The organism is Photobacterium salinisoli, assembly GCF_003614885.1.
Taxonomy (GTDB): domain Bacteria; phylum Pseudomonadota; class Gammaproteobacteria; order Enterobacterales; family Vibrionaceae; genus Photobacterium; species Photobacterium salinisoli.
The window spans coordinates 769,973-782,718 of the sequence record NZ_QZMS01000007.1; the positions used below are offsets into that span (position 1 = coordinate 769,973).

Here is a 12,746-nt window from a genome sequence, read left to right on the forward strand (position 1 = left end):
AATCGATCAGTTCGACGTGGATTGTGCTTCAGTCAGTTGCTCGCGCTGGCTGCTGACAACAAAAGAGAAGCCGATCAGAACAAAAATACAGGTTCCGGCAATGCTAAAGGCAACAATACTCAATCCTTTATCGGCAAAAGCCGCAACCAGTGAGCTGGCAGCAAAGCATCCTAAGGTTTGCAGGAAATTCATCAGCCCGGCCGCGGTTGCGCTGCAGTGCTTGAAATCTTCCAGGGCTTTACTGATCACAATGGGGTAAATCGCACCGTTAGCCACGGCAATAAAACAGAAAGGCACCAAGATAGGCCAGATGTTGTCTGGCGTATGCTGAACAGTGATCAACAGTATGACCAGCGCACTGCCGATGAAGAGTTTCAGCAGCCAAGGCAAGAGCTTTTTACCTTCCATGCGGTTTAATAATGCCCGGCAGCCGTAGCCGCCAATCAAAAAGGCAATAGTCTGCGGCACATAACTCAGGCCAATATCTTCGCTCGAGTAACCCATAGCGGACATGATAAAGGGCGACCCGGTCAGGTAGGCGAAAAAAGCAGCAGAACAGGCTGCGAAAATGAGCATATTACCCATGAATTTTTTTGACTTGAGCAGACTTGTATAGTTAATTGCCAGTTCTGACAGGACTTTACCCTGCTTTTTTTCACCTTGGGCACTTTCTGGCTGCATGGCTGTCATCAGTGCCAAAACCGCCCCTAAAGCAATCAGACTCAGGAAAATGGCACGCCAGCCAAAATGCGACTGAATGGCTGCACCCACTAAAGGCGCAAGTGCCGGTGAAAGGGCAACCAAAGGCATGATAGTTGCGAACACTTTTTCGGCAAGCTTACCTTCATATCTGTCAATAACAATGGCCTGCCAGAGCACGGTGGCACTACAGGCGCCAAGTGCCTGAAGAAAACGGAACGCCAGCAGCGTTTCCACATTTGGCGCCATTGCGCAGCCCAGGGTGGCGAGGCTAAACAACAACATCGCGCCCAGTAAGACTTTTTTTCTGCCCAAGCGGTCAGAAAGAGGACCATAGATAAGCTGACCTATGGCCATGCCTAACAGGAAAAGACCGAGTGTCATGCCAATCAGGCTGGAAGAGGTATTCAGGTCGGTCTGCATGGCGGTGAATGCAGGCAGATACATATCGGTGGCCAGAAAGCCGAGCATGCTAAGTAGTGCAAACCAGGCAAGCGTAACGGTAGTTGGTTTTGTCGTCATTTTATTTTAACCAGAAATTTTTCAGTGATCAGATTGTAATCGTGGTGATTTGTGCTGTGAAACGCTAAAATTTCAATGTTGCTTTCAAAAAATTTGATTCAAGAGATCGCGCAATTTAATAGTAGGATATATGTTTTCTTTCAACGATTTGCAGGTAATTGATGTTGTTGCGAGGCGGGGCAGCTTTTCTTCTGCCGCAGAAGAGTTGCACAAAGTGCCCAGCGCAATCAGCTATACGGTCAGGATAATCGAAGATAAATTGTCTGTGACCTTATTTGAGCGTCATCATCGGCAGGTCAGCCTGACACCGGCAGGCCAATATTTTGTTGAAGAAGCCAGACAGTTGCTCAAGCAAATGGAGCACATTAAGTTGCAGACACAACGTGTCGCCAATGGCTGGGCTGAAAATGTCTCGGTGGCTCTGGACACCGTTGTCAGACAAAGCCGAGTCAGTACTATGGTGCGGGATTTCTACCAGGCGTTTCCGGATGTCGAACTGCATTTGACGATGGAGGTCTATAACGGTGTGTGGGACGCCCTGGCAGACGGCCGGGCAGATTTGGTGATTGGGGCGACGGCGGCCATTCCGGTCAGCGGGGATTTCGATTACACCGATATGGGAAATCTGCACTGGGTGTTTGTGATGGCCCCGGATCACCCGCTGACGGAAAGTCCGATGCCTTTGCAGGAGTCAGAATTGGCAAAGTACCCGGCGATCTGCCTGGAAGACACTTCACGGACACTGCCCAAGCGCACAACCTGGTTAATGAACAATCAGCGCCGCATCATGGTGCCGGACTGGTCCAGCGCGTTTCAGTGTCTTGAAGCCGGGCTGGGGATAGGCGTCGTGCCTGAACATATGGCTGCACCCAGGCTGAAACGAGGCAAACTGGTGACCCGCACGCTGCCGCATGCACCGCCGGTCAGCCCCTGTTGCCTGGCATGGAACAAAGCCAGTCTTAACCCGGCACTGACCTGGCTGCTCGAGTACCTGGGTGACAGCGAACAACTGCACCGCGAGTGGATGCGATAGCGCAGATAAATAGTAAGGCTCGTACTGGGTTATAGGTGAGCGAACTTCTCGGGGGGTGTATAAAAAAAACGCAAAAGGATAAAAATCTTCTTATAGACTGCGCTGAGTCATAATTCTTTCATTCAGACCGCTTAGGATGCCCTTCGTCAAATCCATTACGTCATAGAAATATGAATAAAAACACTGTGTTGATGATGAAGAGAACGACAGAAAAGAATGAAGGTATGCTGGCAATCGCGATTGATTACATCTATCAGGCCTTTCCAAACCTGAGCTACCGGCCCAGACCGGATGACGTTAAGCTGCTGGCGGCCTTTCTGCAAAGCCAGAATCCTGATTCACCGGCCTGTCTGGGCGAGTTGATGAACAGCAGCTATGACGCTATCGATATTGAAATCAATAAATTTCACAGCCGGCAGGAAAAGCATAATCAGAGAATTCCGAACTTTAGCTAGAAGAGTGGTGAAAAAACGGCAGTTGCGGAGATCAGCGTTGCCGTTTTTTGCTGCTGATACGTTTCTCTGCCAGTGCTATCCGGCCGGTGTTTTCAGGGTTTGATAGCCAGCCCAGATCCGGGTTGCAGTGGTCACCCAGCACAGTGATCCGAAAATCCATGCGATGATCGCAAAGTGCTCAGGCAACAGGCAGAAGAGCACAAAACACGCGATAGTTTCTGTTCCCTCTGTCAGTCCTCCCAGATAAAACAATGATTTATATTGATAATCCGGATTATCAATATTACGTTTGCCTGCCATGATGGCAAAAGCCAGAAAGCTGGAACCTGTGCCGACAAACGCGAAGATCAAAAATGCACCGGCAACCGCATTTTGCGCAGGATCCGCCAGAATGAAACCAAAGGGCACCAGGGAATAAAACAGAAAATCCAGCGTGATATCCAGAAAACCGCCACAGTCTGTGATACCTCTGCGCCGGGCCAGTGCGCCATCCAAACCGTCAAAAATGCGGTTGATGATGATAAAACACAGTGCCAGCCAATATTGCTGGAAGATGAGCGCAGGCAATGTCAGCAAACCAATACCAAACCCGGTGACAGTAATTTGATTGGCGGTCAAAGGGGTTTTCGCCAGCAGTAAGCCGACACCGTTAACCGGCGCTTTGATGAGTTTGATGGCGTAGCGATCAAGCATGGGGCTGTTCCTCCTCCAGCGAGGCGGGCCAGTGCAATACCCGACCATCGGGCGGCACGTCATCCTGATCGTGGGTAACCATCAACGCAGGGATATTAAGTTGCTTGATTTCCTTAAATACCAGGTCGCGGAACTGGATGCGCAAATCTTTATCCAGCTTACTGAAAGGCTCGTCCAGCAGTATGGCGTCCGGCTCTGCCAGCAGGCAACGCATCAGACTGATCCTGGCTCGCTGTCCGCCAGAAATCTGGCTCGTACAATGAGAGGCCAACTCTGTCAGGCCTAACGCAGCTAAGGTGTCATAAGCACGGGTTTTTCGTTCTGGTTTTTTCACACTGGACGGTAAACCGAATGCCAGGTTCTGCCACACGTTCAGGTGGGGGAACAACAGATCATCCTGAAACAGCAGGCCAATGCGCCGCTTATCCGGCGTCAGATCATTGATCACTTTGTTATTGAGGTTGATCTCGCCCTGATAGAAGCAGTCGGGCGGAATATGGCCGGCAATCACACCTAAGAGGGTCGATTTCCCGCAACCGCTGGGGCCCATAACCGTCAGTACTTGTCCCTGTTCAACCGACAGCGTGAGCGAATTGAGCAGCCGCTGATGTCCATTATTTATAGTGAGGTTTTTGACTGACAAGCACATTGGCTTTTGCATTCCTTGTGTATTTTCCGGATGTCATTCTTGATTGATAGTAACGGCTTGCTAAGGTGGCAAGCGCGAAAAGCATGAAGGGCACCAGTCCCTGCAGCAGTCCGTAAATCGCGCTGACTCTTCTGTCCTGCCCGCTGGCAAGTGCAACGGCTTCTGTGGTCAGGGTACTGACCCGGCCTGCACCAAGACTGAGTGTTGGCAGGTACTGCGCCAGACTGACACTGCAGCCCACGGCCAGTGCCAGGCAAATGGCCGGCATCAGCATAGGGCGTTTGACCCGCCACCAAGCCTGGAACTCCGATAAGCCAAGGCTGCTGGCTGTTTGCGTATACCGGCGATCAAAGCTGCGCCATGGGCCATCCAATGCAAGGTACAGGTAGGGAAACACAAATATCACATGGCTCCAGATCACCCATAACAGGTGATATTGGCCGGGTATCATATAAGTGGTAACCTGAATACCGAACAGCAAAGAAACCTGCGGCAGCACCATTGGCATGGCTATCAGCCAGCCCGGAATGCCGGTTCCTGTTTTGTCCCTGTATTCCAGACAGCCAATGGCCAGACAAAGCGCAATCGTTGTACTGATACCGGCCAGCATCAGGCTGGTGGAAGCCAAATCGGTAAACACGGCGGTTTCCTGTTGCCAGAATTGCACACTGAATCTGCTCGGTAACAGGTCGGGAAAGCGCCAGCGCAGCGCCACTGACCAGAGAATGAGCACAGGAAAAACCAGCAGCGGCACCGCGATCAGCGGTAAGTGAAAGCCACGTCCGGGCAATCGCTGTTCGCGATGTCCGGCATATTGCCAGCCTTGAAAGCCACGCAGAATCAGCCACTCGAGCGCTCGGAACACAGCGATCAGACAAAGACCCACCACGAGCAGTATTAATGCGCCGACGGCGGCTCTGGGCATCAAAGCGATATCTGGTTCATTGAACCATTGCCAGACCAGTACACCGAAAGTGGGAGGGCGGGTCGGGCCCAGAATCATGGCCATGTCTACCACTGAAATGCCATAAGCCAGAACGGCGTAGATTGGCAGTCTCATCCTGGGGAGCCATTGTGGCAGTATAACGGTGAGCCATGTTGATGTTTTGTTATATCCCAGCCCATTGCCAGCAGCCAGCAAGCGGCCGACATTCAGTTGCTGCAGAACAGAGATACTCATTAATAACAGAAACGGGGTTTCTTTGATCGCCAAAGCCAGGGTGAGCCCTATGCCATAAGCGTCTTGCAACAGAGAAAACTGACCGGGCTCGCCGCCGAATGCGGATATTAAACGGGTGATGATCCCCGTGGATGAAAAGGTGAAAGCAAAGCCAATGGCGAAGGCCACATGCGGAATAGCCAGCATCGGAGAGAGCCAGGATTCAATCTTCTGCCAGCGGGAGGATCCCCAATACTTCTGCAGGATCAGGAAAGTTAAACCTAATGCCAATAAAGTACTGACGACGCCTGTGGAAAGTGTCAGCAGAACAGAAGCAGATAAACCGGGCCAGGCCAATGCCTGATAGAAAGCCTGTGGCCCGGGATGAACCAGGCCAGCAAAGGGCAACCAGGACAGGGCTGGCAGAAAAATGCCCAGCAGCCCTGGTAACAGCGGCAAACAGCAGATAAACAGCGTGGCAATAAACATCAGATACAACATATTGCAACGTTCGCCTAGAAGGTGTCAGGTGTAAGTTTACAGGGGCTCAGGAAACGCTCAGTGTCCATATCTTTGCTGCCAGGCGGCCTCCAGTGCCGTTTGCCAGCTGGGATGCGGCTCAGGGATGGCACGATACAGTTCAAAACCTTGTGATTCGCCGGCTCCCATAGCCTCAGGTGTCAGCACAGCAGGATCGCCCCAGATCTGAATGTTCGCTTTACGGCGTTGGGCCTCAGGACTCATGAGAAAGTTAATGACAACCCGTGCGCCTGCTTTCGCACTGGCATTCCAGGGGATAGCCAGGAAATGAATGTTAGAGAGAGCGCCATGTTCAAAGGCAAAGGCCTTGGCTGACTCAGGCAGATCGCCTCGCTCGATTGCGGCTTTGGCCTCATTCGGATTAAAAGTGATGGCGACCAGAAGCTGCCTGTCGTCCAGCAATTGCATCATTTCCGTTGAACTGGCCGGAAAGCGGTTTCCCTGCTGCCAGGCAACGGCATGGAGCTGATCGAGGTACTTCCAGAGCGGCGCTGTGATGCGTGCTAATTTCTTTTCATCTGTGGTCGGATCAATGGGTTCATAGAGTGCCGGGGCAGCGTTGGTCAGCTCAATCAGTGCTGCTTTGAGAAAACTGGTGCCATGGAATGCAGGCGGCTGTGGGTAGGTTACTTTGCCCGGGAAGGCGACGGCCAAGCTTAATAGTTCAGCAAAACTCGTGGGTGGGTTGCTTAAGGTCTGGCTGTCATGGATAAAGACCAGTTGTCCTACTCCCCATGGGGCTTCGAGACCTTCTGTGCTTTCGGTAAAATCCTCATAAACAGGCAGTTGTTTATCGACCAGTTCCCAGTTGGGTAGCTGGGCGACAAACGGGCCATCCAATAAATTATTGGCTTTCATGGTGCGAAAGTTTTCGCCATTGATCCAAACCATATCTACGCTGCCACCGGTTTGCTTGCCAGCCGCTTTTTCCGCTAACAGTCGTTGAGAGGTTTCAGCGATGTCGGCTACTTTGACATGATTGAGCGTAATGTCATAACGGCTCTTCACCTCACGGGCAACCCATCTCAGATAGCTGTTGATGGGCTGGCTGCCTCCCCATGCATTGAAGAAAACAGTTTGTCCGCGGGCCTGCTGTTCGATGGCTTGCCAGCTCATTTCTCCGATGGGCGAGCGCTCAGTCGCTTCATTTGCCAGGGCTGGCATAGCAGCGGCGACTGCCAGCCCAAGTGCTATCCATATCATTTTCATTGCTGATCCTTACTTTCCTGCAGATGCGCCTTCAGATGCTCGCTCTGTGATTTCTGTTGATGGCCGTTATTACCACCCCGGCGCCAGCGATGAAATTTCTCCAGTAACGCCAAAATCCGTTCCGGTTTATTGGCATTTTTCCATACGCCCGCGGTGTACTTATTGGCTTCGCTCATAGTGGGGTAGGGGTGAACTGTACCCAGAATTTTGTTCAAGCCAAGCCCGTGTTTCATGGCCAGGGTAAACTCCGCGAGAAGTTCACCGGCCTGATGACCTACGATGGTGGCACCGAGGATGGTATCTTTCCCTTTTGGCGTCAACACCTTAATAAAACCATAGTCTTCACCGTCGGCAATTGCGCGATCTAAATCATTCAATGCATACTGAGTGACTTCTGCGTCTATGCCCTGAGCACGTGCTTCTTTCTCATTTATACCCACCCGAGCGACTTCGGGGGCAGTGTAAGTTACAGCAGGCATGATTCTGTAATCTGCTTTGAATGATTTAAACTGCCCGAAAAGACTGTTTACAGCTGCATACCAAGCCTGATGGGCAGCAGCATGCGTTAACTGGAACGGACCGGCAACATCGCCGACGGCGAAAATATTGGGATAGCGGGTTTGCAGGTAATCGTTAACGTCCAGGGTTTTACGTTCGTTGAGCGTGATACCGAGCTCTTCCAGGCCAAAACCTGTGACATTAGCCGCACGGCCTAGCGCCAGGATGACCGCATCAAATTCAACCTGATGCTGTTGTCCGTGATTATCCTCAAGGATGACATACTGGCGGGGTTCGCCGGTATCAGTCGCTACGACGTCAAATTTTACCGCCTTGTGTTGCAGCTTAATCTTTACGCCGTCTTCCGTCAGGCTGTCCTGCACCTGTTTCGCCACATCAGTATCTTCCCGGACCAAGAGCTGATTTGTCATTTCCACCTGAGTAACCTGGCTGCCCAGGCGCTGAAAACTCTGTGCCAGCTCACAGCCAATCGGGCCGCCACCCAGGACAAGCAGCTTTTTGGGTTGCTCGGTGATCGACCACAAGGTGTCTGAGGTCAGATAACGCACTTTTTCAATACCCTCGATAGGCGGGACAACTGGTCGGGCACCGGTCGCTATGACTATGTTACGTGTGGTGATGCGTGTGCCGTTCACTTCCACTTCCCAGGGCGAAAGGATACGCGCTTCGCCCTGAATGCAGTTCACCCCAAGCTCAGTGTAGCGTTCGACGGAATCGTGCGGTTCGATCCCTTTGATAACACGGTGAATACGTTGCATGACAGCGGGAAAATCAACCTGTGCTGGCTGGGTGTGAATCCCGAATTCCGGTGCACGGGTAAGAGTATGCAGAGTATGCGCGGCCCGGATCAGCGCCTTAGATGGCACACAGCCTGTATTCAGGCAGTCACCGCCCATCCGGTGTTTTTCTATCAGAGTGACTTTGGCTTTTACGGCTGCGGCTATATAGGCGCTGACCAGTCCACCGGCACCGGCGCCGATCACGACCATGTTCTGATCAAAATGCTCAGGCTTTTGCCAGCCTTGATAGACTCGCCGTTGTTGGACAAATGCCATGACGGCTTTGGCGATAAAAGGGAAAATGCCCAGCAGAACCAAGGACACCAGTACAGGGAAAGCAATCAGTCCGGAAAGCGACTGAATCTCACCCAGTTGTGTCCCTGCATTCAGGTAGACAGCGGTTCCCGGCAGCATACCTAACTGGCTTACCCAGTAAAACTGACGCGGGCGCATAGGTGTCAGACCCATCAGCAGGTTGACCAGAAAAAAGGGAACGACGGGAATTAAACGCAGCGTAAAGAGGTAAAAGACCCCGTCTTTTTCTATGCCTCGATTAATTGCGGCCAGACGCAAGCCAAATTTGTGTTGCACCCAGTCCCGTAATAAAAACCGACTGGCCAGAAATGCCAGAGTCGCCCCGATGGAGCTGGCAAAGGAGACGATAAGCAGGCTCCACCAGAAACCGAACAATGCAGCGCCAAGCAGTGTCATGATGGCAGCACCCGGGAAGGATAAAGCCGTCATGACCACATAAATGAGGAAGAAAAGCCCGCTGGAGAGCAGGGGATTTGCAGTAATGGTTGCCTGTAATGAGTGCTGGTAGGCCTTAGCCTGTTCCAGGGTGAAATAATCGCCGAGATCGAAAGCGAACCAGGCAACGATGGCGCCGACGATGAATACCAGCAATAAGGGCTTTCTCATATTATTCATAATGGATTATCTGCGTTGTTATTGGTTTGAATTGCTGTCCGACTGATGGTCACTTTTCTCAGTGTGTATCTGATCCTTTGTTAAAGGAATAGTGCAAAACGCCTGAGAAGGAACATCTAACGCAGTATTAAATTTCGCAGAAAGGTTTTGAAAGCTAATTAATGCAGTTAATTCAACGATGGCATCGTCGTCATACCATTGTTTGAGGGTATCGATCATAGGTGACGTGACTTTCATGCCTGTCACTGTCATGGCTTCTGTATAGGCAAGAACGGCTTTTTCCTGTTTATCAAACAGCGGGCTTTGCTGCCAGTCAGACAGAGATTGTATTTTTTCTACAGACTGGCAACGCTGCGCCAGTCGCATACCGTTGGCATCAATGCAGAATGCGCAGTCATTTAACTGTGAAACTCGTACGCAAACCAAAGAGCGTATCACATCGGGTATAGGGGATCGTTTTCTGTCGAGATAGCCAAAAAAACAGGCAACCAGATAAAAGAGCAAGGGGCGGCGTCCCCAAAGCAAAGCCGGGTTTAGAGGTTTGCCAAAGTGCTGTGTCTGCAGCCAGAGCAGTGGGCGGATCCAGATCGAGTAATGCTGTTTTTGGGTGATGCGCACCTGAAGGTCTCCGGAGAAATCGATATAAAAATACCGACCGCGGATACCCGGACAAATTTCAGAAAACAGTCAAATTTGTGTGTTGTTGTTGTTAATTGACTGAAAGTTGAACACTGCGAGGGGCAAAGTGGTTTGCTGCTGTTTTAGTTTCATGCTGTTCCAGCAATATGTAACTGCTTGCTATTACAGGTAAAAGTGCAATCAACATGGTTTTGCCGATATGGTAATTTCGGTACCAGTGTTTACGTGCTTTGACTTTCAATATGATGCCCCAGAAAAACAGCAAAATATTGAGTGCAGAAGCAATAATGCTGGGGATCAGCACCTCGTCAACGTTAACTGCGTCAGCGTGCACAAGTGCGACAAAAAAGGCCGGAGGTAACAAACTGATGAAAACCAGGTAACGCATCAGCTTTGGCCATTTACAGAATTTGTCTCTGAAGATGTTGTCAGTCTGACCCGGAAACGGCGATGACGAACGCATGAAACCTCCCTTGGGTGGTGGCAAAACATACATTCTAAAGGTGGCTGAGCTGAAAGGAAGTTAACTGATAGTCTTGTAACTTGTGTTTGTGAGTTGAGTCTTCATTTTACACAGCCCTGACGGAGTGTCAGGGCTGGAAAGCAGGTTATAAACCGTGAGTGTTCATTACAGGTAATGAAACACTCATAGGGAAACCTTAATGATGAGCACTTAAAGCCGATGTTTCCAATTTTGACAATAGCTCATTTCGGCGTTGTGGGGTAATAACAGACCAGTGTTTACCACTGACTGCACCTTCCAATGCCCAGAGCAGATCCAGACTCAATGACTCGTGATGAGATTCCTGTAACGCTTGGAAAGCACCAATAGCACCGACTTCGAAGAGCTGATCAACAGAACTGATGCCAGCTTTTTTAAGCATACGCTCATTGGCCAGACGCAGGTTGGGCAGATCTTTGATGCGATTAGGGCTAGCCTGCAGTTTCTTCTCTTTATCCGCCTGAGCAGCATTGAGAGAACGTTCTGCATGTTCCAGGATGACGTCAGGAGTTTCCCACCAACTATCTGGAATGGCATAGTGTTTCGTAACGACAGGAAAACCGCGCTTCTGATAGACGTACGGTTTGAGGTCTGCTTGTTTGAAGGCTTCTTCATTTCTCGCATTAGCGCGAAGATGCAGCTTGTTGTTAACAACTAGAGCGAACATCGTTTCACCTGCGAAAATGCCAAACCCGCCAAACATAGAGCGAGATTTTATTTGACCAAATTTCTCAAATAAACGAATTGAATCTTTCAGTAATGGTTTGTCCATGCTTCTTTTCTCGGCAATTATTTTCAACAAAAGAAGTCACTTAACAAAGGAGCGAGGATTCAATTATGCACAAGATTATGAGCGCTTTGTCATATGAATGACAAAAACATCCTATAATCTTCACTTCATCCATCGGCAACCCCGCTACCATGAGCAAAAACTAATCAAGTAATTACTTTTAGGCCGGAAGCTTTGCGTCCCATTCTTTCAAATGGTTTGCCTTGTTCGTGACTGTTTAATCATATATCAATAAGACTAATTTGATATGGATCGCACAAAAAAATTGTGAGGCTAATCGCAATAAAAATCGTATAAATTTTACAGAATGCGATGCATTGTCTCATTAATTCCCCCATGGCGTAGTAATATTCCATATGCAAATAGCCGATAGTCAAATTTATATCGGCTATATGCTGTGGAACATGGAGGAAAATCGTTTATTTTTTACGTAATTCGTTTTACGGAATGGCGGACAACTAATTCCGGGTTTATTTCAAATGTCTGGAAATCATGGTTTTTGCTTTTTACTCTTTCCATCAGGATTCCTACCGCCGTTTTGCCCAAACGCCGTTTCGGCTGGTGGATGGTGGTTAGAGGCGGAGAAAAGTATGGGGCCAGATCTATGTTGTCATAACCGATAATAGATACATCTTCGGGTACTTTCACACCGGCTTGTTCAAACGTGCTGATTAACGCCATTGCCATAATGTCATTGAAACAAAAAATGGCTGTTGGGCGCTCTTTCATGGCAATAAATTTATTGGCAGCAACAACTGCAGATTCACATTCGAAATCACCTTCAAGAATCCAGTCGTCATTGACAGCCAGACCCGCTTCGCGCATCGCTTTATTAAAACCTTTCAGCCGCTCACGGCAGGTGGATTTATCTTTCTGGCCAGACAAGCAGCCGATTTTAGTGTGCCCATTGTCAATAAAATGACGGGTTGCCAGGTAACCGCCCAGCTCAGCGTTATCCTGTATATTGTCCGTTTTAGGGCGGGCCGGACCCCAGTCCATGATCACCATAGGAAGATCAGGTTGTCTCTCCAATTGCTCCAGCAACTGGTCATCCAGATCAGAACACATGACCAGTAGTCCATCGACGCGTTTTTCAGACAGCATGCGCAGATAATCTTTTTGCTTATCGAGATTACCTTCAGTGTTACAAAGGATCAGAGTGTATCCTGCCTTGTAGCAGTATTCCTCGACACCATGCACCAACTCAGCAAAGAATGGGTTAGTCGATTTCGTTACCAGCATACCGATTGTACTGGTTGTATTGCATTTCAGGCTGCGTGCGACAGCACTTGGCGCATAATTCAGCTCCTCAACTGCACTCAGTACTTTCTTCTGTGTTGCCTCCGCTACAAAGCGGGTCTTGTTGATCACGTGTGAAACTGTGGTTGTTGAGACACCAGCCATACGTGCAACATCTTTAATGGTTGCCATAGTTGTTCTTCTAGTCATCAGGCCCGTTGGGCCTCTTTGAGTCTTAATGTTGGCCAGACGCTAAAAAGCCGCTTTTGCATAAGAAAGCGGCGAGAAATGAATGACTCAGGCCCGGTCGTTAATCATGTTCTATCGTTGTTGTGTCATCTGACAATGACTTGAAAAGATACCCACAACGCACTGTAAAAGAGAATCCG

At 49.7% G+C, this 12,746-nt stretch carries 12 protein-coding genes and 1 riboswitch; of the genes, 2 read left to right on the plus strand and 10 right to left on the minus strand.

Annotated features, from left to right (window positions below; all coding sequences use genetic code 11):
- Positions 1 to 6: 6 nt before the first annotated feature.
- A complete protein-coding gene (gene punC / locus D6M16_RS04215) occupies positions 7 to 1,221 on the minus strand; it encodes a purine nucleoside transporter PunC (protein ID WP_120510705.1) in 1,215 nt (404 codons plus the stop codon).
- Positions 1,222 to 1,351: 130 nt separating this feature from the next.
- On the opposite strand from punC, the gene punR reads away from it, so the two are divergent.
- Both punR and D6M16_RS04225 read left to right on the plus strand, forming a co-directional pair.
- Positions 1,352 to 2,254, plus strand: a complete 903-nt coding sequence (gene punR / locus D6M16_RS04220; protein ID WP_120510706.1) for a DNA-binding transcriptional activator PunR — start codon at positions 1,352 to 1,354, stop codon at positions 2,252 to 2,254.
- Positions 2,255 to 2,424: 170 nt separating this feature from the next.
- A complete protein-coding gene (locus D6M16_RS04225; protein ID WP_120510707.1) occupies positions 2,425 to 2,709 on the plus strand; it encodes a hypothetical protein in 285 nt (94 codons plus the stop codon).
- Positions 2,710 to 2,784: 75 nt separating this feature from the next.
- Here D6M16_RS04225 and D6M16_RS04230 read toward each other — a convergent pair whose 3' ends face one another.
- From D6M16_RS04230 to D6M16_RS04270, 9 genes are all read right to left on the minus strand, one after another.
- Positions 2,785 to 3,402, minus strand: a complete 618-nt coding sequence (locus D6M16_RS04230) for a CDP-alcohol phosphatidyltransferase family protein (RefSeq protein ID WP_120510708.1) — start codon at positions 3,400 to 3,402, stop codon at positions 2,785 to 2,787.
- Positions 3,395 to 4,051 (minus strand): ATP-binding cassette domain-containing protein, encoded by a 657-nt coding sequence (locus D6M16_RS04235; RefSeq protein ID WP_120510709.1) that lies wholly within the window; start codon positions 4,049 to 4,051, stop codon positions 3,395 to 3,397. The genes D6M16_RS04230 and D6M16_RS04235 overlap by 8 nt, the downstream gene beginning before the upstream one ends.
- Positions 4,017 to 5,711 (minus strand): ABC transporter permease, encoded by a 1,695-nt coding sequence (locus D6M16_RS04240; protein WP_120510710.1) that lies wholly within the window; start codon positions 5,709 to 5,711, stop codon positions 4,017 to 4,019. Before D6M16_RS04240 ends, D6M16_RS04235 begins: the two co-directional genes overlap by 35 nt.
- Before the next feature lie 57 nt (positions 5,712 to 5,768).
- Positions 5,769 to 6,914 carry an ABC transporter substrate-binding protein gene (locus D6M16_RS04245; protein WP_240435572.1) on the minus strand — a complete coding sequence of 382 codons (1,146 nt, stop codon included), beginning with the start codon at positions 6,912 to 6,914 and terminating at the stop codon, positions 5,769 to 5,771.
- A gap of 41 nt (positions 6,915 to 6,955) precedes the next feature.
- Entirely contained in the window at positions 6,956 to 9,178 is a 2,223-nt protein-coding gene (locus D6M16_RS04250; protein WP_420812202.1) for an FAD-dependent oxidoreductase, read from the minus strand.
- A gap of 27 nt (positions 9,179 to 9,205) precedes the next feature.
- On the minus strand, positions 9,206 to 9,805 hold the full coding sequence (locus tag D6M16_RS04255; RefSeq protein ID WP_120510713.1) for a carboxymuconolactone decarboxylase family protein: 600 nt from the start codon (positions 9,803 to 9,805) through the stop codon (positions 9,206 to 9,208).
- A gap of 91 nt (positions 9,806 to 9,896) precedes the next feature.
- Complete coding sequence (locus D6M16_RS04260; protein WP_120510714.1) at positions 9,897 to 10,289, minus strand: hypothetical protein; 393 nt, start codon at positions 10,287 to 10,289, stop codon at positions 9,897 to 9,899.
- 196 nt (positions 10,290 to 10,485) lie between these two features.
- Positions 10,486 to 11,100 (minus strand): TfoX/Sxy family DNA transformation protein, encoded by a 615-nt coding sequence (locus D6M16_RS04265; RefSeq protein WP_120510715.1) that lies wholly within the window; start codon positions 11,098 to 11,100, stop codon positions 10,486 to 10,488.
- 131 nt (positions 11,101 to 11,231) lie between these two features.
- Positions 11,232 to 11,331, minus strand: a riboswitch (cyclic di-GMP riboswitch).
- A gap of 213 nt (positions 11,332 to 11,544) precedes the next feature.
- A complete protein-coding gene (locus D6M16_RS04270) occupies positions 11,545 to 12,549 on the minus strand; it encodes a substrate-binding domain-containing protein (protein ID WP_120510716.1) in 1,005 nt (334 codons plus the stop codon).
- Between the last annotated feature and the right edge of the window lie 197 nt (positions 12,550 to 12,746).

Excerpts from the sequence above, each read along its gene's own strand:
- punC (WP_120510705.1), bottom strand. The coding sequence starts at position 1,221 with ATGACGACAAAACCAACTACCGTTACGCTTGCCTGGTTTGCACTACTT.
- punR (WP_120510706.1), top strand. The coding sequence starts at position 1,352 with ATGTTTTCTTTCAACGATTTGCAGGTAATTGATGTTGTTGCGAGGCGG.
- D6M16_RS04225 (WP_120510707.1), top strand. The coding sequence starts at position 2,425 with ATGAATAAAAACACTGTGTTGATGATGAAGAGAACGACAGAAAAGAAT.
- D6M16_RS04230 (WP_120510708.1), bottom strand. The coding sequence starts at position 3,402 with ATGCTTGATCGCTACGCCATCAAACTCATCAAAGCGCCGGTTAACGGT.
- D6M16_RS04235 (WP_120510709.1), bottom strand. The coding sequence starts at position 4,051 with ATGTGCTTGTCAGTCAAAAACCTCACTATAAATAATGGACATCAGCGG.
- D6M16_RS04240 (WP_120510710.1), bottom strand. The coding sequence starts at position 5,711 with ATGTTGTATCTGATGTTTATTGCCACGCTGTTTATCTGCTGTTTGCCG.
- D6M16_RS04245 (WP_240435572.1), bottom strand. The coding sequence starts at position 6,914 with ATGCCAGCCCTGGCAAATGAAGCGACTGAGCGCTCGCCCATCGGAGAA.
- D6M16_RS04250 (WP_420812202.1), bottom strand. The coding sequence starts at position 9,178 with ATGAGAAAGCCCTTATTGCTGGTATTCATCGTCGGCGCCATCGTTGCC.
- D6M16_RS04260 (WP_120510714.1), bottom strand. The coding sequence starts at position 10,289 with ATGCGTTCGTCATCGCCGTTTCCGGGTCAGACTGACAACATCTTCAGA.
- D6M16_RS04265 (WP_120510715.1), bottom strand. The coding sequence starts at position 11,100 with ATGGACAAACCATTACTGAAAGATTCAATTCGTTTATTTGAGAAATTT.
- D6M16_RS04270 (WP_120510716.1), bottom strand. The coding sequence starts at position 12,549 with ATGGCAACCATTAAAGATGTTGCACGTATGGCTGGTGTCTCAACAACC.